Raw genomic sequence first — 22,103 nt, 5'->3', positions numbered from 1 at the left:
TGCTGGCTCGGATCATGCTCTAGGTGCAGGCTCAGTGAAAACGGACCCGGTTGGGTAGAGCTTTTCCCGCGAAGAAGGCCTCCAGATTCGCCAGTACCATCGCGGCCATGCGCGCGACTGCTTCCTGCGTGGCTCCGCCGATATGTGGCGTCAGGACGCAGTTGGGCACGTCCTTCCAGATGTCGGCGGGGGTAGGTTCCTGCCGGAACACATCAAGTGCCGCTCCGCCCAGTCTTCCCTCACGCAAAGCCTGCCTCAAGGCCTCTTCATCCACCAATTGCCCGCGCGCGACATTGACGAGCAGCCCGTCGCGACCGATTGCATCCATGACGCCGGCACTGATCATCCCACGATTGCTGCTGTCGGCGCGGGCCGCGACCAGCAATATGTCGCTGTCCTGTGCCAGAGCCTTCAGGCTTTCGGATCGCGGCCAGGGCAAGCCGGGCTTGTCGCGCGGACCCCACCAGCCGATCTGCATCCGCATCGCTTCCGCTCGCCGGGCGACAGCCTGCCCGATATGCCCCATACCGACGATGCCAAGCCGGGTCTGATTCATGGAACGGGTAAGCCGGTCTGATTCTGCTGTCCAAAGGCCCGCGCGCAATTGCCGGTCGCCTTCTACGATCGCACGCCGCTGCGCGAGCATCAGGCCGATCGCATGGTCCGCAACGTCCTCGGCATTGGCATCCGCGCCATGCGTGACGGCTATGCCGCGCCTTTCCGCCTCTTCCAGATCGATGCCGTCATAGCCGACGGTGAAGCAGGCGATGAGACCGAGCTGCGGCATGGCGTCGAGCAGAGCCACGGAAAGCGGGAATTCGCCAGCCCAGACCATGGCCTTGGCATCGGCTTGCCGCTGGGCCTCCTCCTCCCACAGCGGCCGGGCGTCGTAGAAGGGTGAAAGGATATTCAGCAACGGCGCCAGCAGTGGCTGCCCGACCAGGACTAAAGGTCGACTGCCGCTCATCCCACGGCCTGCAGCGCCTGCGCGAAGTCTGCGATCAGGTCGTCGGCATCCTCGCAGCCGATCGAGATGCGCACCATATTGTCGGTGATCGCCAGAGCCTTTTTGCGCTCGGCGGGCACGGACAGGTGCGTCATGGCCGCCGGGTGGCTGGCGAGCGTCTCCGTGCCGCCAAGGCTGACGGCCAGCTTGGCAATCTTCAGCGCATCGAGGAAGGCGAAAGCCTCAGCCTCACCACCCTTCAGATAAAGCGAGAAGGTCGATCCCGCGCCCGTGCAGTGGCGGTTGTAGATGTCCGCCTGACGTTCCGTTTCGGGGAAGCCAAGATAGACGACCTTTTCCACCTGCGGCTGGTCTTTCAGCCAGGCGCAGACCTTCGCCGCATTTTCGCCAGCCCGGCTCATGCGCAACTCCAGCGTTTCGAGACTGCGGAGCAGCATCCAGGCGCTGTGCGGGTCGAGGATCGTGCCGATCGTATTGCGCATCAGCCGGATGGTGTTGATGAGGTCTTTTGGCCCCAGAACCCCGCCCGCCACAAGGTCGCTATGGCCGCCCGCATATTTGGTGAGGCTGTAGATGACGAGGTCCGCGCCATGGGCCAGCGGGTGGTGCCAGAGCGGGCCGAGGAAGGTGTTGTCGATCGCAACCGGAGGCAAATGCGCCTCTCCGGCGAAGAGATGGTCACGGCGGGCCACGACCGCCTCCACATCCACGAGCACATTGGTGGGGTTGGCCGGGCTCTCCAGATAGATGAGCGCGACGCGGCCGAGCGATTTTGCCCGTTCGATAACCGCGCTGATTTCCTCCTCCGTAGAACCGGCCGGGAAATCGAGCCATTGCACCCCGAACTTGCCGAGAATGCGGCCGATCAGCGATTCGGTCGCGGCATAAAGCGGCGCGGAATGGACGATCACATCGCCGGGCTGGACGAGGGCGAGCAGCGTGGTCGCGATTGCCGACATGCCGCTGGAAAAAAGCAGGGCGTCTTCCGCTTCTTCCCACACAGCCAGCCGGTCTTCGGCGATTTCCTGATTGGGGCCGTTGAAGCGGGAATAGACCAATCCTTCCGCGCCGCCGGGCCTGATCCCGGTGACGCCTTCGAAGTGCCGCTTGCCTGCGGCGGCGCTTTCGAAAGCGAAGGTGGAGGTGAGGAATATGGGCGGCTTGAGCGATCCTTCCGACAGCATCGGGTCATAGCCATGGCCCATCATCAGCGTCGCGGGCTTCAGCTTGCGTCCACCGATTTCCATAATGGCTGGCTTGGCGCGTCGGCGCTTGCGCGGGGGCTCGGCCCCGGAAAGGTCGGCCTCTGTCTCGCCGGTCATCGCTGTTTCTCCTGCGTTTGCGGCCTTTGCCGCCTCTTTATGATGCCAGGAGTGTAACGCCTTTCGAGGGGAAAGAGATCAGCCATTCCGGCAATTATGTTATCGCCATGACATCGCGCGGGGATCGTGACAGGGGCTGCGCGCGTTCCTACATCTATCGATATGAACCAACGCCTTCCCGAACCGCTGGAGCAATGGTTCACCGCGCGCGGATGGTCGCCGCGTCGTCATCAGATGGACATGCTGGCAGCCGCACGTGTCGGCGATCATGCGCTGCTGGTGGCGCCTACAGGGGCGGGAAAGACATTGGCGGGGTTCCTGCCTACGCTTGCCGACCTGATCGAAGAACCGGCCGAGGGTCTCCACACCCTCTATGTGTCGCCGCTGAAGGCGTTGGCGGTCGATGTGCGCCGCAATCTGCTTACCCCGATCGAGGAGATGGACCTGCCGATCCGGGTCGAGACGCGCACCGGCGACACGCCTTCGGATCGCAAGGCGCGGCAGCGGGCGCGACCGCCGCAGATACTGCTGACCACGCCTGAATCGCTATCGCTGCTCTTGAGCTATCCCGACAGCTTCCTGATGTTCGCGCAGCTCAAGACGGTGATCATTGATGAGGTCCACGCCTTTGCCACCCAAAAGCGCGGCGATCTGCTCAGCCTGTCGCTCGCGCGGTTGCAGAGGATCAATCCCGGACTGCGCCGCGTCGCGCTATCCGCGACCGTGGCGGATGTCGACGCCTATCGGGCCTGGCTCGCGCCCGACGGTGACATCAACAGTGTGACGCCGCTCATGGGGGAGCAGGGCGCTGATCCCCATGTCGCAATCCTGATTCCGGAAGGGCGCATCCCCTGGTCGGGCCATTCCGGCAAATATGCCGCAAAGCAGGTGATGACCGAAATCGAACGGCGGCAGACGACGCTGGTCTTTTGCAATACGCGGGGGCTTGCCGAGCTGATCTTCCAGGAATTGTGGACCGCGAATGAGGCGAACCTGCCCATCGGCATCCATCATGGAAGCCTGTCGGTGGAGGCCCGGCGCAAGGTGGAAAATGCGATGGCCGATGGCAGGCTTCGCGCGCTCGTCGCGACCGCGAGCCTCGACCTGGGCGTCGATTGGGGCAATGTCGATTGCGTGATCCAGATGGGCGCGCCCAAGGGATCGTCCCGCCTGCTCCAGCGCATCGGCCGCGCCAATCACCGGCTGGACCAGCCGAGCGAGGCCATCATCATTCCCGGCAACCGCTTTGAATATCTAGAGGCGCGGGCAGCGCTCGACGCGGTGGAGGCGGGGGAGCGGGATGCCGATGACTTTCGTACCGGCAGCCTTGACGTTCTGGCCCAGCATGTGATGGCGCTCGCCTGCGCCGCGCCGTTCGCGGAACAAGAGTTGCTGGAGGAAATCCGATCAGCCACCCCCTACAGTGCGCTCACCGATGAGGGCTTTGCCAACGTCCTGCACTTCATCGAAGGGGGCGGTTATGCCTTGCGCGCTTATGACCGGTTCAAGCGACTAACCCATGATGCGGACGGGATATGGCGCGTGTCGCACCCGCGCTTCATTCAGCAGCATCGTATGAATGCCGGGATCATCGTCGACCAGCCGGTGCTGGACGTCCGGTTTGCTAACGGCCGCAAGCTCGGGACGGTGGAGGAGGGTTTCGCCGCGACGCTGAGGCCCGGCGACAGCTTCTTCTTTTCAGGTCTTGCGCTGGAGGTGGTGCGGATGGATGTCACCGACCTGGTCGTGCGCGCGACGTCGAAGCAGGCGCGGGTCCCGGCATGGGGTGGGACGCGGATGGCAATGTCCACGCGGCTAGCCGACCGGGTGCGGCATTTTCTGGCCGAGCCGGAGGAATGGCACCGCTTTCCCGATGATGTGCGGGAGTGGCTGGAGGTGCAGAAATATCGCTCAGCCCTGCCGGAGCCGGGGCAGCTGCTGATTGAAACCTTCCCACACGAGGGGCGGCATTATCTGATCTGCTACAGTTTTGAAGGATGGAATGCGCATCAGTCGCTCGGCATGCTGCTCACCCGCCGGATGGATGCGCAGGGTTTGATGCCGCTGGGTTTCGTATCCAATGACTATGCGCTCGCCGTCTACGGGCTCAAACCCGTGACGGACCCGCAGAGCCTGTTTTCCGCCGACATTCTGGATCATGAATTTGTCGAATGGGTCGAACAATCGAGCCTGTTGAAGCGCGCTTTCCGGGACGTCGCGGTCATAGCTGGCCTGATCGAGCGTCAGCATCCTGGCAAGCGAAAGACCGGGCGACAGGTCACTTTCTCGACCGACCTCATCTATGACGTTCTGCGCAAATATCAGCCGGATCATTTGCTGTTGAAGGCTGCCTGGGCCGACGCCCGCGCGCGCATGACGGATGTCGGGCGGCTGGGAGACCTGATCGATCGGGCATCGGCAACGATGCTGCATATCGATCTGGATAGAGTAAGCCCGCTGGCGGTGCCGGTGCTGATCCTGATCGGCCGCGAACAGGTCGCGCAGGCGGCGGCCGAAGATGCCTTGCTAATGGAGGCCGAAGCGCTGGTGGCAGAGGCGATGCGGACGGATTAGAAGTCTTCGCGCACTCCGCCGCAGCCCTTCAAAGTTCCTTCGCCAAAAGACAGCGCGACGCGATCGGCCCAATGCGCATCGCTCATGCCGTCGTTGCATGGTCCGTCCGTCACGGTCATCGAAAATCCGTCCGCCAGATACCGCACGGCGCGACCGTCATCCGTCCGGTTGACGGAGACATGAACGGGCGCCTTGTCCGGGCGCTCCAGCGTGGCAACCGAGCCTTTGACCGTTACCGCCCAAAAGGGTTCGGTTCCCAGAGCGCGATAGCGCGTTTCGTTGCTGAGCGGTGCGGTGTTCACTCTTTCCGGGGGAGGTTGCGGGGTTGGCGCGTCAGCGACATTTGCTGGTTCGTCATGATCCGCCTGCTGGTTCAAAATGGGCGTTTCCGCGACTGGCGTATCTTTCGCACGATGTTCACCCATGTCTTCCTTCCGGCCGCAACCCGCGAGCAGAAGAGCGCCTGCAACGAACAGCCATGCCTTCATATTTCCCTCGCCTCTTTACTGTTAATTAATATACCCTCGGATATATACCGAAGCATAAACAGCATCTTAGCAGATGATTAACCATGTTGTTTAGGCAAATGAACAGCATGTGTTGAGTAGAAAATCCCCGAGCGAAGGGGATTTTCAATGCGTCCTTCTATATTTGGCCGATTGTTGGGCAGTGAGGCGAGCGCTGGTTCGCCGCGTTGCCCCACGTCTGCCGCCGATCGGGCGTCCGTCCGGGCGTTGTTGACCGCTTTCCGGGCCGACACATCAGGCATCGCCCTTGTAGAAACGGCGCTGGTCGCGCCATTCCTGGCCATCATCCTCATGGGCACGGTCGATGCGGCCCGTTACGGCGCGGCCAAGATGAAAATCCAACAAGCCGTCAATCGCGGTCTGGAGATGTCATGGATGGGCGGGACCGACGTTGTCGCAACCGACATTCAGGCGCAGGCGGCAGCGCAGGCGAATGTGCCGACCAGTGCCGTTACAGTCACCCAGACACTTGAGTGCGGGGGCACGGCAACAACCTGGACCACCAATGCCAATCCCTGCGCCTCTGGCGAAACAGCGCGCTACACGCAGATTCAGATTTCAACGACCTTCACGCCATCCTTTGCGCTGGGTTCGCTGGCGAAGATGCTGGCCAACTCGAATGGCGTCGTGCCGATATCGGCGACGGGGGTTCTGAGAATCCAATGACACGGTTTTTTCGCCTTCTTCATCAGCTTGCGTGCGATTGCCGTGGCGCCGGTGTGCTCGAATTCGCGCTTGTAGCGCCTGTCCTGCTGGGCATGCTGATCGGGATTCCGGCGCTCGGGATACTCTTTTATGCGCAGGCTGGGCTCAGGAGCACTGTCGAGGATGCCGCGCGTTATGCAACGACGTGGCCCAAGCCGAGTGAGGCCGACATACAGGCAAGAATAGCGTCAAAGCAGTTCGGGATGAACTCGGCCAACATCGTTGCGCCGACCGTCACGTTCACGACCAGTTCGAAGCCCAATTATGTCACCATAACGATGGGCTACAATGTCACCATCAACTTCCTGCTCGGCAGCAAGACGATCGCGCTGTCCGAAACGCGCAGAGCCTATGTCACGAGCTAAAGCCGAGGAGCTGACGATGCCATTGCTCAATTGCTTGTCCCGTCTTCGCACGCTTTGGTCTGACGCCCGGGGCAATGCGCTCATGCTGACGGCGCTGGCGCTTCCCGTCATGATCGGAGCGGCGGGGCTTGGCGTCCACACCATGCAGCTTTCGCATGTGAAGCGGGAATTGCAGCGGGAGGCTGACTCGGCGGCGATGGCAGGCGCCTATTCGCTTTACCAGAGCCAAGGCAATAGCGCTGCGACCGCTCAGGCGAACAAGGCGCTGACACAGAATGCTCTTGTCCCGGGAGCCACGTCCACGATAACGCCGGGGGCTTATACTACCAGTGGTGGCACCACTTACACCTCGGCAATGTATGTCCGTTTGGCCAGCACTCAGCCCACGGCCTTGATGGCCCTGTTTGGAATGTCTACGTCCACCGTGGCCGCTGAGGCCCGGGCGGCGGTCGTTTCCGATGGCAAGGTATGTTTCCTTGCCAAGGAGAGTGGCAACAACACCGGGATCACCTTTGCGGGCAACTCGACACTCGATCTGGGATGTGGCGCGGGCACCAATTCGATCAGCAGCAATGCGGTGAACGTGAACGGCCAGCCGACCGTGAAGGTTTCGCCCATCGTAGCTATGGGTGGAATCCCGTCATCCACCGCCTATGCCGCAGGCACCATGCTCATGCCCAATCATGCAGCGCTGACCGATCCCTTTGCCGATATGAGCTTGGATCCCAGCACCAACGACGTTTCCAATGGGAAGTGCAAGAGCGGCAGCAATTGGAATGTCATTAATGTCTCTTCGGGGGCGACTGTCGATAGCAGCAGCGGAAGTCCTTATGCACCGGGCTGCTATGGAACGATCAATGTCCAAGGCACCCTGACGCTGAAGCCGGGCGTCTACTACCTGGCCAATGGGGCGAATAATGCGGGCCTGCAAGTTGGCGCTCAGGGCCATCTTACCTGCATGGGCTGCACTTTCGTGCTGACCAGCACCACGCCCAATAACGCGAACAGTTTCGCGACGATGGATATCAACGGTGGAGCGGAGGTCGATCTTTCTCAATCCACCAGCGGCACCTATAGCGGCATCACAATCTATCGGGACAGCAGGGCTGCGGCGAGCAATCAGTGCTGCCAAGTCAACGGCAATTCCAATTCGACCCTCAGTGGCGCCTTCTATTTCCCGAACGACACACTGACGTTCAACGGCACATCGGGCATGTCGCTCACCTGCTTCCAGATGGTCGCGCTGCGCCTGTCCTTCAGCGGAAACGCGACGATCACGAACACGTGCGACCCCCCGGGTGGAGCGTCCAAATGGTCGTTGACTGCTGTCAGGCTGATAAGTTGAAGCGGCTGTAAGAGCCGCTTCACTCTACCAGGATCAGACGTCCAGATTGGCGACGTTCAGCGCATTGTCCTGAATGAACTCGCGCCGGGGTTCGACGACATCGCCCATCAGACGGGTGAAGATCTCGTCGGCGACATCCGCCTGCTCAACCTCGACGCGCAGCATCGAGCGGTTGTCGGGGTCCAGCGTCGTTTCCCACAGCTGCTCGGCATTCATCTCGCCCAGACCCTTGTAACGCTGAATGGCGAGGCCCTTGCGACCTGCCGTCAGTACCGCTTCCAGCAATTCGCTGGGCCGGGTGACGACGACCGCGCCCTTGGATAGCACGGGCAGATCGTCTTCCCCCGCCTCTTCCGCAGCGGCCGCAGCCTTTGCAGTGACCAGGCGGCTGGTGGTGCGATAGCTGTCGGCTTCCTCGGCAGCGATGGAGTGTAGCTTGCGCGCTTCGGCGGAGCCGATGAAGCCATGTTCGATCATGTGGTGATCGGTCACGCCGCGCCAGAGCCGCTCGAAATGGAAACCGCCCTCTTCGGCGATGCGGCCACTCCAGCGGCCCTCGTCATCCTGCGCGTCCATCCACTTGACGGTCGCCGTCAGCCGTTCTGCCTGCGCGTCATGGCCGAGTTCAGGATCAAGCGCGCCGTTGATGGCCAGCGCCTCGATAATGGCAGGATTGTAGCGACGCGGTACATAGCGCATCACTGCGCGCATGCGTCGGCCATGCTCGATCAGCGAACGCAGGTCTTCGCCCGAACGCATGCCGCCGGTCGTTTCCAGCGCCATGGAATCAACGCCATTGTCGACCAGATACTGCTCCAGCGCCGCTTCATTCTTCAGGTAAACTTCTGAACGGCCCCGCGTCGCTTTGTAGAGCGGCGGCTGGGCGATGTAGAGGTGCCCGGCATCGATGATCTGCGGCATCTGGCGGTAGAAGAAGGTCAGCAGCAGCGTGCGGATATGCGCGCCATCGACGTCGGCGTCGGTCATGATGACGATCTTGTGGTAGCGCAGCTTTTCCAGGTTGAAATCGTCGCGGATGCCGGTGCCCATCGCCTGAATGAGCGTGCCGACTTCCTTGGACGACAGCATCCGGTCGAAGCGCGCGCGCTCGACGTTCAGGATCTTGCCCTTCAAAGGCAGGATCGCCTGATTATGCCGGTTGCGTCCCTGCTTGGCCGAACCGCCTGCCGAATCGCCCTCGACCAGGAAGAGTTCAGACTTGGCGGGGTCGCGTTCCTGACAATCGGCCAGCTTGCCGGGCAGGGAGGCGATGTCCATCACACCCTTGCGCCGGGTCAGTTCGCGCGCCTTCTTCGCGGCTTCACGGGCGGCGGCGGCGTCGATCACCTTCTGGATGATCATCTTGCCGTGGCCCGGATTCTCTTCCAGCCATTCCGCCATCTTGTCGGCCATCAGGCTTTCGAGCGGCTGACGGACTTCGGAGGAGACCAGCTTGTCCTTGGTCTGGGACGAGAATTTGGGATCGGGCAGCTTCACCGACACGATCGCGGTCAGGCCTTCGCGCATGTCCTCGCCGGTCAGGGACACCTTCTCCTTCTTCAACATGCCTGACTTGTCGGCATAATTGTTGAGGGTCCGGGTCAGCGCCGCGCGGAAGGCGGCAAGGTGCGTGCCGCCGTCGCGCTGCGGGATGTTGTTCGTGAAGCAGAGGACGTTCTCATAATAAGAATCGTTCCACTCCAGCGCGACGTCGATAGTGACGTCGTCGCGGCTGCCCGAAATCGCGATCGGATCGGGCATTAGCGGCGTCTTGTTGCGATCAAGATATTTGACGAAGGCCGCGATGCCGCCCTCATAAAATAGCTCGACCTCCTTCTTTTCCTCATGCCGGGCATCGACCAGGAACAGCCGCACGCCGGAGTTCAGGAAGGCCAGTTCGCGGTAGCGATGTTCCAGCTTTTCAAAGTCGAACTCGGTATGGTTCTTGAAGGTGCCGCCGTCGCCCGGGGCCTTTTCAGTCGAGGGAAGGAAGGTGACGCGCGTGCCTTTCTTGCCTTCGGGAGCGTCCCCAATGACCTTGAGCGGCGCGACGGCATCGCCATAGGCAAAGCGCATATAATGCTCCTTGCCGTCCCGCCAGATGTTGAGGTCCAGAAATTCGCTGAGCGCGTTCACAACGGAAACGCCCACGCCGTGCAGGCCGCCCGACACCTTGTAGGCATTGTCGTCCGAGGTATTTTCGAACTTACCGCCTGCGTGAAGCTGGGTCATGATGACCTCGGCCGCCGACACGCCCTCTTCCTTGTGGATGCCGGTTGGTATGCCCCGGCCATTATCCTCGACGCTCACAGAGCCATCGGGATTGAGCGTGATCAGGATACGGTCGCAATGTCCGGCCAGCGCCTCGTCGATCGCATTGTCGCTGACCTCGAACACCATATGATGCAGGCCCGAGCCATCATCGGTATCGCCGATATACATGCCGGGCCGTTTGCGCACGGCATCCAGGCCTTTCAGGACCTTGATGCTGTCGGCGCCATAGGCGTTGGCGTTGGGGCTGTTTTGACTTTCCTCGCTCATGCCCGAGCATATAGGGAAAGCCCCAAGGAAACTAAAGCGAAACATGCCGACTTCCGCTTGGGGATCGGCCGGTCTATCAGGGGCGCATGCGCGCTATCATCCCCCTGTTTCTGATGCTTGGCGCCTGTTCCGACAGCAGCGACGTGCTGGAGCAGTTGCCCAACAGCTCCATCGCCGGGGCACCGCGCGATGACATGCCCGAAACCCGGCTGGAAGCGAAGATCACACGCCCTGTCATCATTGGCGAGGATGGCCCGCGACTGGATGCCTGTGCCGCCATGGGGCAGGCGGTGCGCGTCGGCGCTCAGGGCCTGGCGATCCGTGCTGCGCCTTTTGCCGAGGCGCAGGAGGTCGGACGTCTGGCGGAAGGGGCGAGAGCCCTCGTATGCACCCGCAGTCTGGACCAAAAGTGGCTTGGGGTGGTCGTCGTGCCGCAGGCGCCGACCGATTGCGGCCTGTCCGAGCCGGTTGACCGGAAGCAAGCCTATGCCGGGCCGTGCCTTAGCGGCTGGGTGTCGAGCGCGTCGATCCGGTTGGTGGCCGGTTGATGCGCTGAAGATATATTGGCCTTTTACAAAATAGCCTGTGGTTTCTAAGTGGACTTCTGTTTCTGATCGGAAAGAGTCGCGTCCATGTCCAATTCTGCTCTTCGTCCGCCCTCGCTGCTTCGATTGCTGGGCGTTTGGCGGGTCGCGGAGAGCGCCGAACCTGCCTATCGCCAATTGGCCGACGCGCTGCGCATGCTGGTGCTGGATGGGCGGGTCGGGCTGAACGTGCGCCTGCCTGGCGAACGGGAACTAGCCGCCGCGCTGGGCCTCAGCCGGACAACGATCGCGGCTGCGTTCGACCGGTTGCGCGATGAGGGCTATCTGGAAAGCCGTCAGGGTTCGGGCAGCGTCACGCGCCTGCCGCCCGGCCGGATACATCCCGAACCGCCTGAATTGGACCTGCCCATTGGCGGGAACATCCTCAACTGGACTCATGCCGCACTGCCCGCCGCGCCGGGGGTAGGGCGCGCCTGCCAGGCGGCGGTTGAAGCCTTGCCGGCCTTTCTGGGCGACCTCGGCTATGATCCGCTCGGCTTGCCGCCCCTGCGCCGCGCGATCGCCGCGCAGTTCGAACGGCGTGGCTGCCCCACCAGTCCCGACCAGATCATTGTGACCAACGGCGCACAGCAGGGCTTTGCCTTGTTGCTGCAATGGCTGACGGGGCCGGGCGACCGGGCCGTGATAGACCACCCCACCTATCATAATGTCATTCAGGCGTTGCAGCGCGCGCATGTCGTTCCGGTGCCCGTTGGCCTTCCCGCGCAAGGTTGGGACATTGACGCCATGGAGGCGGCGTTCCGCCAGACAAGCCCGCGCTTTGCCTATGTCATCGCGGATTTTCATAACCCGACCGGCCGCAGCATGGACCCGGCGACCCGGCGTGCCTTGGTCGCAGCGGCCACGCGTACGCACACGCCACTGATTATCGATGAAACCATGGTAGCGATGGGTCTCGACTTTCCCGCCCCGCCGCCGGTGGCGATTCATGATCCGTCGGGGCGCCAGGTCATCACCATGGGATCGGCGAGCAAGATCTTCTGGGGCGGACTGCGCGTCGGTTGGATTCGCGCCGATCCGCAGACGGTCGCGGCGCTCGGCCGCCTGCGCACGACAATGGATATGGCCAGTCCGGTGGTGGAGCAGCTTGCCGTCGCGCAGTTGATCGACAGTGATGAGGGATTGGGGCCGCGGGCAGATCTGCTGCGTTCCCGCCGGGATCATCTGATCAGCGAGATCGACAGGCATATGCCGCACTGGCGTGTCGAATCGCCTGCGGGAGGTTTGTCGCTCTGGGCCGAGCTACCGCGCGCCGAGGCAACGGCGCTTGCTGCGATAGCGGAAAGTCATGGGGTGCGCGTCGCACCCGGCCCGCGCTTCGGCGTCAGCGGCGCGTTCGAACGCTTCTTGCGCCTGCCCTTCACATTGCCGGAGGAGCAACTGACGATCGGGGTCGAGCGGCTGGCCGAGGCTGATGCACGGCTGCATGCCCGCCTGCCGCGCGGCCGTGATTCGCTGGCGGCGGCGCTGGAGGCGGATCGGCTGATTTGATGGGAGAGCAGGGATCGGCTCCCTCTGCCCAAAACGTCATCCCAGCGGAAGCTGGGATCTCCGGCCTGCTCGCGCGCCCTCTCCTGAGATGCCAGCTTTCGCTGGCATGACGGAATAAACCAAACAAAAAAAAGGCCGCGCAGGACATCTCCCGCGCGGCCCCTTATCTCTCTCTACGGCGCTTACGCGGCCTTCTTGTCAGCCTGATAGCGCTCGATCGCTTCCAGCGTGATGCGGCGGGCATCTTCAGCGCCGCCCCATGTGCCGATGCGCACCCACTTCTGCTTTTCCAGATCCTTATAGTGGGTGAAGAAATGTTCGATCTGCTCCATCACGATGCCGGGCAAATCGTCCTTTTCATCGACGTCGCTATAATAGGGGAAGGTCTTGTTGTCGGGAACGCAGACCAGCTTTTCGTCACCACCCGCTTCATCTTCCAGATTGAGCACGGCGATCGGGCGAGCGCGCACGACCGATCCCGGCACGAAGGGCGAGCGGGCGATGACCAGCGCGTCCAGCGGATCGCCATCGGGCGACAGGGTGTGCGGCACGAAACCGTAATTGGCCGGATAACGCATCGGAGTATGCAGGATGCGATCGACGAACAGTGCGCCCGACGCCTTGTCGAATTCATATTTCACAGGCTCGCCGCCAATCGGCACTTCGATGATGACGTTCAGGCTGTTGGGCGGATCGTCCCCAACCGGGATCAGTTCGATATTCATGGACTTCAAGCCTTTTGATGCAAATTGGCGTTGCGGGTGATTATGTCCTTGGTTTGAGCAGCCGATCGAGGCTGCCTTCACCCTCTCCTGATTTTTCGAGGCGCGGATAGCGCAGGCCGCCGGAATAAGCGAGCGTCAAAGTGCGGTAATATCTGTCCTGCTTGACGATGATCTGCATCGGCTTGGCGGCCTTCAGAGCAGCCTTGAACACTTCGCCGGAATATTCGTCTCCGTTGATCGCGACGATCTTCGTGCCGACCGCCAGCCCCGCCTTGAACGCGGCGCTGTCCCAGACGACGTTGGAGACTTCGCCGTCGCCCTTGACGATCAGGCCAACGCCGAAGCTCTGGTCGATATTCTTGCCCTCGGCGGCCTTGGTGAAGGCGTTGGGCGTGTCGCCATAGACCAGCCTGTAGCCGCCCATGGCAAAGCCGCCCTTGGGCGTCTCGCGCGTCGTGCTATCGACATATCGCGCGAAGAATCCGGCCCAATCATAGGGCGCAACCCCGTTCAGCGTCTTGATGACATCGTCGCGATTATAGACGACCTGACCCCAATCGCCGGGGTTGATGCCAAAGAACGCCTTGGCGAAGTCATCGAGGCCCTTCGCCCCGCGCGTCTGCTTGCGGATGATCGCGTCCGCTTCCAGCCAGATCATCAGGCCTTCATTATAATAGTCCTCCGACCGCTGCCAGCTTGTCCACCCCTTGGGACGGCGGGCGGAAATGATCGGATCGTGGGTGGTATCCTCCATCGGCCGCCACTCGCGCCCGTGCGTCGTGTCGAGCTTGGCCGCGATATGAGCATAGGCGTCCAGCGTCTCCTGTTTGGAAAACAGGCCCGACCGCGCGCCCAGCACATAGCCCCAAAATTGCGTCTGCCCTTCATAGACCCACAGCAGATTGTCCTGCATCGGCACGTTGAAGTCGGGCGTCCACAGCAGGTCCGGGCGGCGGAATTTGCCGTCCCAGCTATGGGTGAACTCATGGGGCAAAAGGTTGCGGTCGAGTAGCGCCTCGCCATCCCCCCACTTCTTGAAATAGCCCGGCTCGACCTGATTCTCCGATGATCGATGATGTTCAAGCCCGATGCCGCCCATCTCGTCGGTGATGGCGAACAGGAAGTCATAATGATCGAAATGATAGGTGCCGAAGAGCGCGCCTGCTTCATCGACCAGCTTCTTGTGCCTGGCGATCTGGTCTGGCTTGGCCTCCAGCTCGTCGGCATCATCGGCGACGATATTCAGCGTAACGTTATGGCCCAGGTCCACCGGCTTGAAATAACGCCCGGCGAATACCGGCGAATCCTGCAATGCTTCATAGTCGATCGTTTCATAAGCGACGGTCGATCCGGTCTTCCGCCCGCGCAGCGCGGTGGCCGCCTGCCAGCCATCGGGATAGGTCACCGTGGCCTGAACCGGAATCTGCCGAGTATAATAGCCTGCGGGATAGAGCGAGACCGACTCCCATTGGATATTCAGCATCTTGGGCGTGACGACGACACGCCCCTGACTGGACTGCGTCGCTGATAGGAACTGGAAGGAAGCGGTGATTTCTCGCGTGCCCTGCGGTACGTCGACGACGAATCCGTAGACGTTGAGTGGATCGCGCTTCCAGCCGACCGGCTTGCCATCGGCGGTGAAGGTGAGGCCGCTGATCTTCTCGATCTGGCCACGCGGCGCATGGTTGCCCGGCAGCCATTCGGGCACCAGCAGGGTCATTGGGCCGCTCGACGCGACGGGGATATGCTCCTTCACCCGGAGGATTCGTTGAGTCGTGTCGGTCGCGTCCACCTCCAGCCTTATGGTGCCGCCGGGGTAGGGGATGTCGCGCGGCGCGGGGCTGGCGTCATTCACCGGCAGGGCAGCGGGCCGTGACCTTACGGCATCCTGAGCGGCGAGCGGGGTGATGATGGCTGTGGAAAGCAGGAAAGCGGCAGCAAGGCTGCGGATCATGGCTGTCTCCGTGAAAGACGTGGCAGGAATTGCCTCATGAACTCAGCATGACGAACCAAAATCTATGCGTCCACCGCGAAGAACAGCGACGAAATTATCTGACAAAAAAAGCGCGTTTCCTTGAGCCTTCTTTGCCGTTAAAGGCGCATCCCCATGGCGAAAATTGAAACCCCGCGCCCGGTGCGCGGCACGCAAGACATGCTGGGGGGCACGGCGGAAGCGTTCCAGGAACGTTTCGCCCATGTGGTCGCGACCTTTGAACGGGTCCGCAGGCTCTATGGCTTTCATCGCGTTGAAGTGCCGGTCTTCGAAGCAACGGCGGTGTTCGCCCGGTCGCTTGGCGAAAGCACTGACGTCGTTTCCAAGGAAATGTACACGTTCGATGATCGTGGCGGCGACAGCATAACCCTGCGTCCCGAGTTCACCGCCGGGATCGCGCGCGCCTATATTACCGAAGGCTGGCAGCAATATTCGCCGCTCAAAGTGGCGACCCACGGACCGCTCTTCCGCTATGAGCGCCCCCAAAAGGGCCGTTTCCGCCAGTTTCACCAATTGGATGCCGAGGTCATCGGCGCGGGCGAGCCGGGCGCTGACATCGAATTGCTGGTCTTCGCGGATCAGTTGCTGCGCGAGCTTGGCGTATCCGATGGCGTCACGCTGAACCTCAATACGCTGGGGGACGCGGCCAGCCGTGATGCGTGGCGCGCCGCGCTGGTCGCCCATTTCGAGGCGCATCGCGATCAGCTGTCGGAGGACAGTCTCGACCGTCTGCATCGCAATCCGCTGCGCATCCTCGACAGCAAGGACCCGCGCGACCGCCCCGTGGCGGACAGCGCGCCGGATATCGACGCTTATCTGACCGATGAAGCGCGCGACTTCTTCGGCAAGGTGACGGCGGGCCTTGATGCGGCAGGCGTGGCGTGGGAACGCGATGCGCGTCTGGTACGCGGCCTCGATTATTACCGTCACACCGCTTTTGAATTCATCACCGATCGGCTGGGCGCGCAGGGCACCGTGCTGGGCGGAGGCCGCTATGACGGGCTGATCGAAAATCTCGGTGGTCCCTCGACCCCGGCCGTCGGCTGGGCTGCGGGGATAGAGAGGCTTGCGATGCTGATCGATGCGCCGGAACCTTCCGCGCCCGCAGTGGTCATGATCCCGCTGGGCGAGGCGGCAGAAGCGAAGGCGATTGGCCTGGTCGCTGATCTTCGCCGCGCCGGGATTATGTGCGACATGGGTTTTCGGGGGAATATGAAGAAGCGGATGCAACGCGCCAATGCTTCGGGTGCCGCTTGGGCGGTCATCATCGGCGACGATGAACTGGTTCGTGGCGAAGCGGGTTTGCGCGACCTGCGTTCGGGTGAACAGCAGGCCGTGCCGCTGGCCGATCTAGTCGGGAAGCTGACGGCTCTTTGATGCAAATCTCCGCCGAACGCATCGCGCAGATCGAAGCGCGCCGGGACGAGGTGCAGGCGTCGATGACGCGCGCCGACCTCGCGCCCGAGGAGTTCGTGCGGCTGTCCAAGGAATATGCGGAGATTGAGCCGGTAGCCCGCGCCGCGCATGAGGTGCGGCGGCTTCGACAGGAGTTGCAGGCCCTCGAATATATGGCCGGGGGCGACAATGCCGATGCCGACGCCGGGATGCGCGAAATGGCGCAGGAGGAAATGCAGCTGATCAAGAGTCAGCTGCCGGATGCCGAACGCGCCCTGGCACTTCAACTGCTTCCCCGCGACGCCGCCGACGCGCGCCCGGCCATGCTGGAAATCCGCGCTGGAACGGGTGGCGATGAGGCCGCGCTCTTCGCCGGTGACCTTTTCCGCATGTATCAGCGCTATGCTGATGCACAGGGCTGGAAGATGGAGATGATCTCCGCCAATGCCGCTGAAGTCGGCGGCTTCAAGGAAGTCGTGGCCAGCATCAACGGCATCGGCGTTTTTGCCAAGCTCAAGTTCGAAAGCGGCGTCCATCGCGTGCAGCGCGTGCCCGTCACCGAAAGCGGTGGGCGTATCCACACCTCTGCCGCGACCGTCGCGGTGCTGCCTGAACCAGAGGAGGTCGATGTGCAAATCGCCGACGGCGACCTCAAGATCGACATCTACCGGGCATCGGGCGCAGGCGGGCAGCATGTGAACACGACCGACAGCGCCGTGCGTATCACGCACTTGCCGAGCGGCATCGTGGTGACGCAGCAGGACGAACGATCGCAGCACAAGAACAAGGCCAAGGCCATGCAGGTTCTCCGCGCCCGGCTTTACGAAGCGGAGCGGGAACGAACGCAGAGCGAGCAAGCGGGTGCGCGCAAGGCGATGGTCGGGTCAGGCGACAGGTCCGAACGCATTCGCACCTATAATTTCCCGCAGGGCCGCGTGACGGATCACCGCATCAACCTGACCTTGCACCGGCTGCCGGAAATATTGGAAGGGCCGGGGCTCGCTGAAATCATCGACGCGTTGATCGCCGAGGATGAGGCCGCGCGCCTCGCTCAACTGGACGGCATCGGGTGAGCATCGCCCAGGCGCTTCGCGATGCGGCTGCCCGGCTCCAAAATGTCAGTGATACAGGGCGTCTCGACGCGGAACTGCTCCTCGCCCATGCGCTGGGCATCAGTCGCAATGAATTGCTACTTCGCCAGCAAGACCTCACGGTGCCTTCCGGCTTTGGCGCGCTGATTGATCGACGGATTGAAGGCGAACCCATCGCCTATATCACCGGCGTGCGCGATTTCTGGACGATCAGCCTGCGGGTGACGCCCGATGTCCTAATCCCGCGCCCAGACACCGAAACGCTGATCGAGGCCGCGATTGACCATTTCCAAGGCCGCGCACCGGCACGCGTCCTGGACCTTGGCACCGGATCGGGCGCGCTGCTGCTCGCGGCCTTGGATCATTGGCCGCAGGCGACGGGCATCGGCGTGGACAGCTCCGCCGCCGCGCTCGCCGTTGCCCGGGCCAATGCCGAACATCTCGGGCTTGCCGGGCGCGCGGCCTTTCAACTGGGCGACTGGGCTGAGGGGATAGCTGAACGGTTCGACCTCATCCTGGCTAACCCGCCCTATATTGAAAGCGACGCCGACCTTGCGGGCGATGTGTTGCATGAACCTGCAAGCGCCCTCTTCGCCGGTGTCGACGGCCTTGACGACTATCGACGTATCGCGCCCATGATCGCCCGGCTGCTGGCCGAAGGCGGCGTGGCGGCGATCGAGATCGGTCATGACCAGAGAAAAAGCGTGTCCGCCCTGCTTCAGGAACAGGGACTTGGCGTGGCCGTGCGTAAGGATATGGCGGGACATGTCCGTTGCCTGATCGTTACTCGTTCTCCACAGCTTTGAGCGCTCCTGATCCTCGTGCTGATCAGCCTGCGAACCGCACACGCCGGAATTGCTCGGGGGCAAGTGAAATTTGCTTGGTTTATCCCGCCAAAGACACTACATGAGGAGCAGGGACGGCATTATCCTGAGGATCTGCTCTGTGGGGCTTAGCCGAGAAAAGGCCGTTTTCCCGCTCCTTCAAAGTCACGACGGCGCTGCTGCGCAGGCGCCTCTGGCAGCGTAAGGGCAAGGGCTGTCGCGCAGCCCCTGTCCGGCGGAGCCCTACCCGGCCTGATAAGCAGGCCGTGCTTTAGGATAGCGACTGACCAATGTTTTCAGTGAATGATGGCAAAGTGAACGCAAGGACCAGCTCTTGATCAACAACAGGCAGGCCGGTCGCCGGAATCGCGGCCGGAACAACAATAACGGACGTCCCAGCGGCGGTAACCGGGGCGGTGGCGATAGCGGCAACCGGATTGACAACCGCGCACGCGGCAACGCGGTCCAGCTTCTGGAAAAATACAAGAATATGGCTCGTGACGCCCAGATGGCGGGCGACCGGGTTAATGCGGAATATTATCTGCAGTTTGCCGATCATTATTTCCGCGTGCTGGCCGACAATCGCGCCCGGCAGGAGGAGCAGCAGCAGCGCTACCGCCGACCGGAAGACAATGGCGATTATGAAGGCGATGATTTCGACGCTCCGGAATATGCGGGCGATGATAATCGTGGCGAGCCGCAGCAGCAGCAGCATTTCGAGCGTGGCTATGAAGGCGATCGTCGCCGAGATCAGCCGCGTGATCAGCAGGATAATCGCGACCGGAATCGTCGGGATCGGCCTCGCCGGGACCGCCCTGCCTATGAAGCAGCCGAACGACAGGAAATGGAAGCGCCGGAAGCCCCCGCGCCTGTGGTGGAGCGTTCGCCCGCGCCTCAGCCCGAAGCGGAAGCTGCGGCAGCGCCTGAAGCGCCCCGCGCCCGCCGGGGCCGCCCCCGCAAGGCCGATACAGTGAAGTCGGAGGGCAGCGAAGGACTGGATCTTTCCGTCCTGCCGCCATCGATCGCGCGTGCCGACAATGACAGCGAGCCCGCCGCAGAGGAAGCGCCGCGCAAGCGCACTCGCCGTGCGCGCCCGGCTGCCGAAGCGGCGGAATGATCTAAGCTGCTGCTTGAGACAGGCGGCTGGATAGAATTAAAGGGAGTGGCGTTCGCGCCGCTCCCTTTTTCATATTCGACCAGTAGCAATTCAGCGCGTGGGCAAAACCCGGGGCCGATGCTGGTCGTCCAGAGCGACGAAGGTGAAGAGGCCGCTGGTAAGGTCGATCTGCTGCTGATCCGCCCCGCGCGTTGCCACCACATCGACACGAATGCCCATCGAGGTCCGCCCGCGGCGCTCCTCATGCGCATAGACCGTCACGATATCGCCCAGCAGCATGGGCGATATGAATTTCATCCCATCGATCGCGACGGTCGCCACCGCGCCTTCGGCCAGTCGGCCCGCTACGATGCCGCCCGCAATATCCATCTGGCTTAATATCCACCCGCCAAAAATATGGCCGTTGGTGTTGATCTGGGTGATGCCGGGAACCACCCGCAGAACCAGTTCGCCCCTTTTTTCAGTCATCAATCGATACCTCGTCCTTCAGCGGGTCCATGACCTGATCGTCGTGTCCTGTCCCGCTCGACAGGAACACGAGCGCCATCAATCCGGTCCCCAGCATGAAGGTCAACCAGACCCCGATGATGGTGGCCAGAACCATGTGCAACGGCATCGGTCCAGCCCATATCCGCAAGCAGACAAGCGCGATGCCGACGCACAGCGCGCCACCGATTGCCATCCAAAACATGATGCGGCGGAACCGTCCCCATGCGGTTGCGGCAATCAGAGGATCATCGAGGCCCTGTTTGTTTCTCATCTCTTTTCTTTGGGGAACGAAAGTGGGATCATCAAGGGACTGAGACATAATGTCTGAACGGCAAGGAGACGGGGCATGACGATCACCGCGATTCTGCAGGGCAAAGGACGCGAAGTCACTCAGGTCCGGCCCGACGACAGCGTTCTTTCCGTGGTTCAATTATTGTCCGAACGGCGGATCGGCTGCGTGCCTGTTGTCGGTGACGGGCAGGTGGTGGGCATCTTTTCCGAACGCGACCTCGTCCATCAAATCGCGCGGGACGGTGCGGCGGTGCTGGATCGCAAGGTGAGCGAAGTGATGACGGCGCCTGCCATCACCACGGATGACAAGACGCCGGTAATTCACTGCCTGTCGCTCATGACCAAGAAGCGGGTGCGTCACCTGCCTGTCGTCGTTGACGGAGTCCTTATCGGGCTCGTTTCCATCGGCGACTTGGTCAAGTTCCGGATCGACAGCATCGAATCGGAAGCGGCATCGCTGCGCGACTATATACAGTCGGCCTGATTCAGGCGGCGGCAGGCAGGGGCGGCGCTCGCCGAATCACCAGGCTGACCAATTCCATCAGCGTGCCGCGCGCGCACAGCATCAATGCGGCCAGAAAAGCGAGGCCGCCCGCCGGAACCAGCAGGCTCAGCCGCGCCAGCGCTGACATGGCGGGGAGTTGCGAATCGATGGCCATGACCGCGCCCGCCATCAGGATCGAACAACCCAGCCCCGGAGCCGCCGCCCGAATCAGGTCGGACAGTCGGAGCCCCATCGGTCCCCCGGCGAGGCGCGCCGTAACGATCGTCAGGACAGGGAAGGCGCCTAGCCACGACCATGCGAGGCCAATCGCGCCGAACTGAATGCCGATCAGGAAAGCCGCGGGCATGAGAACCGCGCCCACCGCGGCGATTCGCGCGGTCGTGCCGGGCCGCCCCAGCGCATTGCTGACAGGCGCGAACATCACCTGTAGCGTCATGAACGGCATGGCGAGCGCCAATACCGAAACGAAGGGCGCCATCTCCAGCCATTTTGTCCCGAAAAGCGTTTCCACTAGAGGCCCGGCTGTCACCGCCATCCCCAGATATACCGGACAGGAAATGAGCAGCAGCAGCCGCACCGCCTTGCAGAAGGACCAGGCGATTCGTGCCGGATCTTTCTGCATGCGCGCATAGGCAGGAAAGGCGACATCATTGAGCGGCGGGATGAATTTCGACACAAAAATCTGCGTGAGGAACAAGGCTTCGGCATAGAGGCCAAGCTGATGCGCGTTGAGCACGCGCCCGCCGATGAAAATATCCGCCTGGCTCTGCACGATCCAGAAAAGCTGGCCGCCCAGCAGCGATGCGCCATAAGCCACCATCGCCCCTGTGCCCCTAAAATCGAAGCTTGGGATCGGCCGGAAGCCGGTGGCGAATATATAGCCCACGGCCTTTACCCAGAATCCTGCCATCGGTGCGAATACCAGCGTCCACACGCCCCATCCCGACAGCGCGCCAGCCAGCGCCACGGCTGCCGACGCTATCGCCGCAATCAGATTGACCAGCGCTGGCCGCTTGAAATCCAGTGCCCGCCCCATCAGCGCTTCGGGAATCGATATGAACGGCGTCGATAGATAAAGCAGCGCCTGTACCCGCAGCAGATCGCCGACCATGGGTTGGTCATAATAGTCCGCCGCCCAGGGCGCGATCAGCAACTGCGCCAGCGCCAGTCCGCCGTTCAGCAGCAGCATGATGCCAAAGGCCTGACGCAGCTTGTGCGAATCGAGCGTCTC

General features: G+C 62.2%; 20 protein-coding genes (1 of these 20 cut by a window edge). 11 read left to right on the top strand and 9 right to left on the bottom strand.

All coding sequences use genetic code 11. The annotated features are described in order from the left end of the window. Positions 1-31 precede the first annotated feature (31 nt). Positions 32-967, bottom strand: a complete 936-nt coding sequence (locus ACYU81_RS07280; RefSeq protein WP_460987033.1) for a 2-hydroxyacid dehydrogenase — start codon at positions 965-967, stop codon at positions 32-34. Then, the gene (locus ACYU81_RS07275; protein WP_449474495.1) at positions 964-2,289 is read right to left on the bottom strand and encodes a cystathionine gamma-synthase family protein; all 1,326 of its coding nucleotides are present in this window, start codon (positions 2,287-2,289) and stop codon (positions 964-966) included. Before ACYU81_RS07275 ends, ACYU81_RS07280 begins: the two co-directional genes overlap by 4 nt. A gap of 162 nt (positions 2,290-2,451) precedes the next feature. Here ACYU81_RS07275 and ACYU81_RS07270 point away from each other — a divergent pair, with 162 nt between their 5' ends. Next, positions 2,452-4,863: a ligase-associated DNA damage response DEXH box helicase gene (locus tag ACYU81_RS07270; RefSeq protein ID WP_460987032.1), complete on the top strand. Its 2,412-nt coding sequence runs from the start codon at positions 2,452-2,454 to the stop codon at positions 4,861-4,863. On the opposite strand, the gene ACYU81_RS07265 is transcribed toward ACYU81_RS07270, so the two are convergent. Beyond that, positions 4,860-5,351 (bottom strand): membrane-like protein, encoded by a 492-nt coding sequence (locus tag ACYU81_RS07265; protein ID WP_449474493.1) that lies wholly within the window; start codon positions 5,349-5,351, stop codon positions 4,860-4,862. The two genes, ACYU81_RS07270 and ACYU81_RS07265, sit on opposite strands and share 4 nt — an antisense overlap. Before the next feature lie 147 nt (positions 5,352-5,498). Between ACYU81_RS07265 and ACYU81_RS07260 the strand changes: the two genes are divergently transcribed. Genes ACYU81_RS07260 through ACYU81_RS07250 form a run of 3 tightly spaced genes read left to right on the top strand, consistent with a single transcriptional unit; the run spans position 5,499 to position 7,805 of the window. Beyond that, entirely contained in the window at positions 5,499-6,056 is a 558-nt protein-coding gene (locus ACYU81_RS07260) for a TadE/TadG family type IV pilus assembly protein (RefSeq protein ID WP_460987031.1), read from the top strand. Positions 6,057-6,109: 53 nt separating this feature from the next. Beyond that, positions 6,110-6,460 carry a TadE/TadG family type IV pilus assembly protein gene (locus tag ACYU81_RS07255; RefSeq protein ID WP_460987030.1) on the top strand — a complete coding sequence of 117 codons (351 nt, stop codon included), beginning with the start codon at positions 6,110-6,112 and terminating at the stop codon, positions 6,458-6,460. Positions 6,461-6,476: 16 nt separating this feature from the next. Then, the gene (locus ACYU81_RS07250) at positions 6,477-7,805 is read left to right on the top strand and encodes a pilus assembly protein TadG-related protein (RefSeq protein WP_460987029.1); all 1,329 of its coding nucleotides are present in this window, start codon (positions 6,477-6,479) and stop codon (positions 7,803-7,805) included. A 33-nt stretch (positions 7,806-7,838) separates the two neighbouring features. Here ACYU81_RS07250 and gyrB read toward each other — a convergent pair whose 3' ends face one another. Beyond that, positions 7,839-10,346, bottom strand: coding sequence for a DNA topoisomerase (ATP-hydrolyzing) subunit B (gene gyrB, locus ACYU81_RS07245; protein WP_460987028.1), 2,508 nt, complete (start codon positions 10,344-10,346; stop codon positions 7,839-7,841). Between the two features lie 86 nt (positions 10,347-10,432). On the opposite strand from gyrB, the gene ACYU81_RS07240 reads away from it, so the two are divergent. Together ACYU81_RS07240 and yczR are read left to right on the top strand one after the other, a co-directional pair. Continuing rightward, positions 10,433-10,894 (top strand): hypothetical protein, encoded by a 462-nt coding sequence (locus ACYU81_RS07240; RefSeq protein WP_460987027.1) that lies wholly within the window; start codon positions 10,433-10,435, stop codon positions 10,892-10,894. An 84-nt stretch (positions 10,895-10,978) separates the two neighbouring features. Then, a complete protein-coding gene (yczR, locus tag ACYU81_RS07235; RefSeq protein WP_460987026.1) occupies positions 10,979-12,442 on the top strand; it encodes a MocR-like transcription factor YczR in 1,464 nt (487 codons plus the stop codon). 182 nt (positions 12,443-12,624) lie between these two features. Here yczR and ppa read toward each other — a convergent pair whose 3' ends face one another. Both ppa and ACYU81_RS07225 read right to left on the bottom strand, forming a co-directional pair. After that, positions 12,625-13,167 carry an inorganic diphosphatase gene (gene ppa, locus ACYU81_RS07230; RefSeq protein ID WP_449474486.1) on the bottom strand — a complete coding sequence of 181 codons (543 nt, stop codon included), beginning with the start codon at positions 13,165-13,167 and terminating at the stop codon, positions 12,625-12,627. Positions 13,168-13,207: 40 nt separating this feature from the next. Then, positions 13,208-15,121: a M61 family metallopeptidase gene (locus tag ACYU81_RS07225; RefSeq protein WP_460987025.1), complete on the bottom strand. Its 1,914-nt coding sequence runs from the start codon at positions 15,119-15,121 to the stop codon at positions 13,208-13,210. 153 nt (positions 15,122-15,274) lie between these two features. Between ACYU81_RS07225 and hisS the strand changes: the two genes are divergently transcribed. The 4 genes from hisS (at position 15,275) to ACYU81_RS07205 (ending at position 19,587) form a co-directional block, all read left to right on the top strand. Then, the gene (gene hisS, locus ACYU81_RS07220; protein ID WP_460987024.1) at positions 15,275-16,537 is read left to right on the top strand and encodes a histidine--tRNA ligase; all 1,263 of its coding nucleotides are present in this window, start codon (positions 15,275-15,277) and stop codon (positions 16,535-16,537) included. Further along, complete coding sequence (gene prfA, locus ACYU81_RS07215; RefSeq protein WP_460987023.1) at positions 16,537-17,628, top strand: peptide chain release factor 1; 1,092 nt, start codon at positions 16,537-16,539, stop codon at positions 17,626-17,628. Before hisS ends, prfA begins: the two co-directional genes overlap by 1 nt. Further along, positions 17,625-18,452 carry a peptide chain release factor N(5)-glutamine methyltransferase gene (gene prmC / locus ACYU81_RS07210; RefSeq protein ID WP_460987022.1) on the top strand — a complete coding sequence of 276 codons (828 nt, stop codon included), beginning with the start codon at positions 17,625-17,627 and terminating at the stop codon, positions 18,450-18,452. The genes prfA and prmC overlap by 4 nt, the downstream gene beginning before the upstream one ends. 352 nt (positions 18,453-18,804) lie before the next feature. Continuing rightward, positions 18,805-19,587, top strand: a complete 783-nt coding sequence (locus tag ACYU81_RS07205; protein ID WP_460987021.1) for a DUF4167 domain-containing protein — start codon at positions 18,805-18,807, stop codon at positions 19,585-19,587. A 90-nt stretch (positions 19,588-19,677) separates the two neighbouring features. Here ACYU81_RS07205 and ACYU81_RS07200 read toward each other — a convergent pair whose 3' ends face one another. Then, positions 19,678-20,055: an acyl-CoA thioesterase gene (locus ACYU81_RS07200; RefSeq protein WP_449474480.1), complete on the bottom strand. Its 378-nt coding sequence runs from the start codon at positions 20,053-20,055 to the stop codon at positions 19,678-19,680. Further along, positions 20,048-20,347: a hypothetical protein gene (locus ACYU81_RS07195; protein WP_460987020.1), complete on the bottom strand. Its 300-nt coding sequence runs from the start codon at positions 20,345-20,347 to the stop codon at positions 20,048-20,050. Before ACYU81_RS07195 ends, ACYU81_RS07200 begins: the two co-directional genes overlap by 8 nt. 75 nt (positions 20,348-20,422) lie before the next feature. Here ACYU81_RS07195 and ACYU81_RS07190 point away from each other — a divergent pair, with 75 nt between their 5' ends. After that, a complete protein-coding gene (locus tag ACYU81_RS07190) occupies positions 20,423-20,851 on the top strand; it encodes a CBS domain-containing protein (RefSeq protein WP_460987019.1) in 429 nt (142 codons plus the stop codon). A 1-nt stretch (position 20,852) separates the two neighbouring features. Here ACYU81_RS07190 and ACYU81_RS07185 read toward each other — a convergent pair whose 3' ends face one another. Next, positions 20,853-22,103: the 3' portion of a lipopolysaccharide biosynthesis protein gene (locus tag ACYU81_RS07185; RefSeq protein ID WP_460987018.1), read on the bottom strand. The gene runs 237 nt beyond the window's last position; only the last 1,251 of its 1,488 coding nucleotides appear in the window; its start codon lies off the right edge, out of view; it ends in the stop codon at positions 20,853-20,855.

This window comes from Sphingobium sp. TomTYG75 (assembly GCF_054771635.1).
Note: the sequence above shows the minus strand (reverse complement) of the source record. Positions and strands in the feature narration are given on the sequence as shown.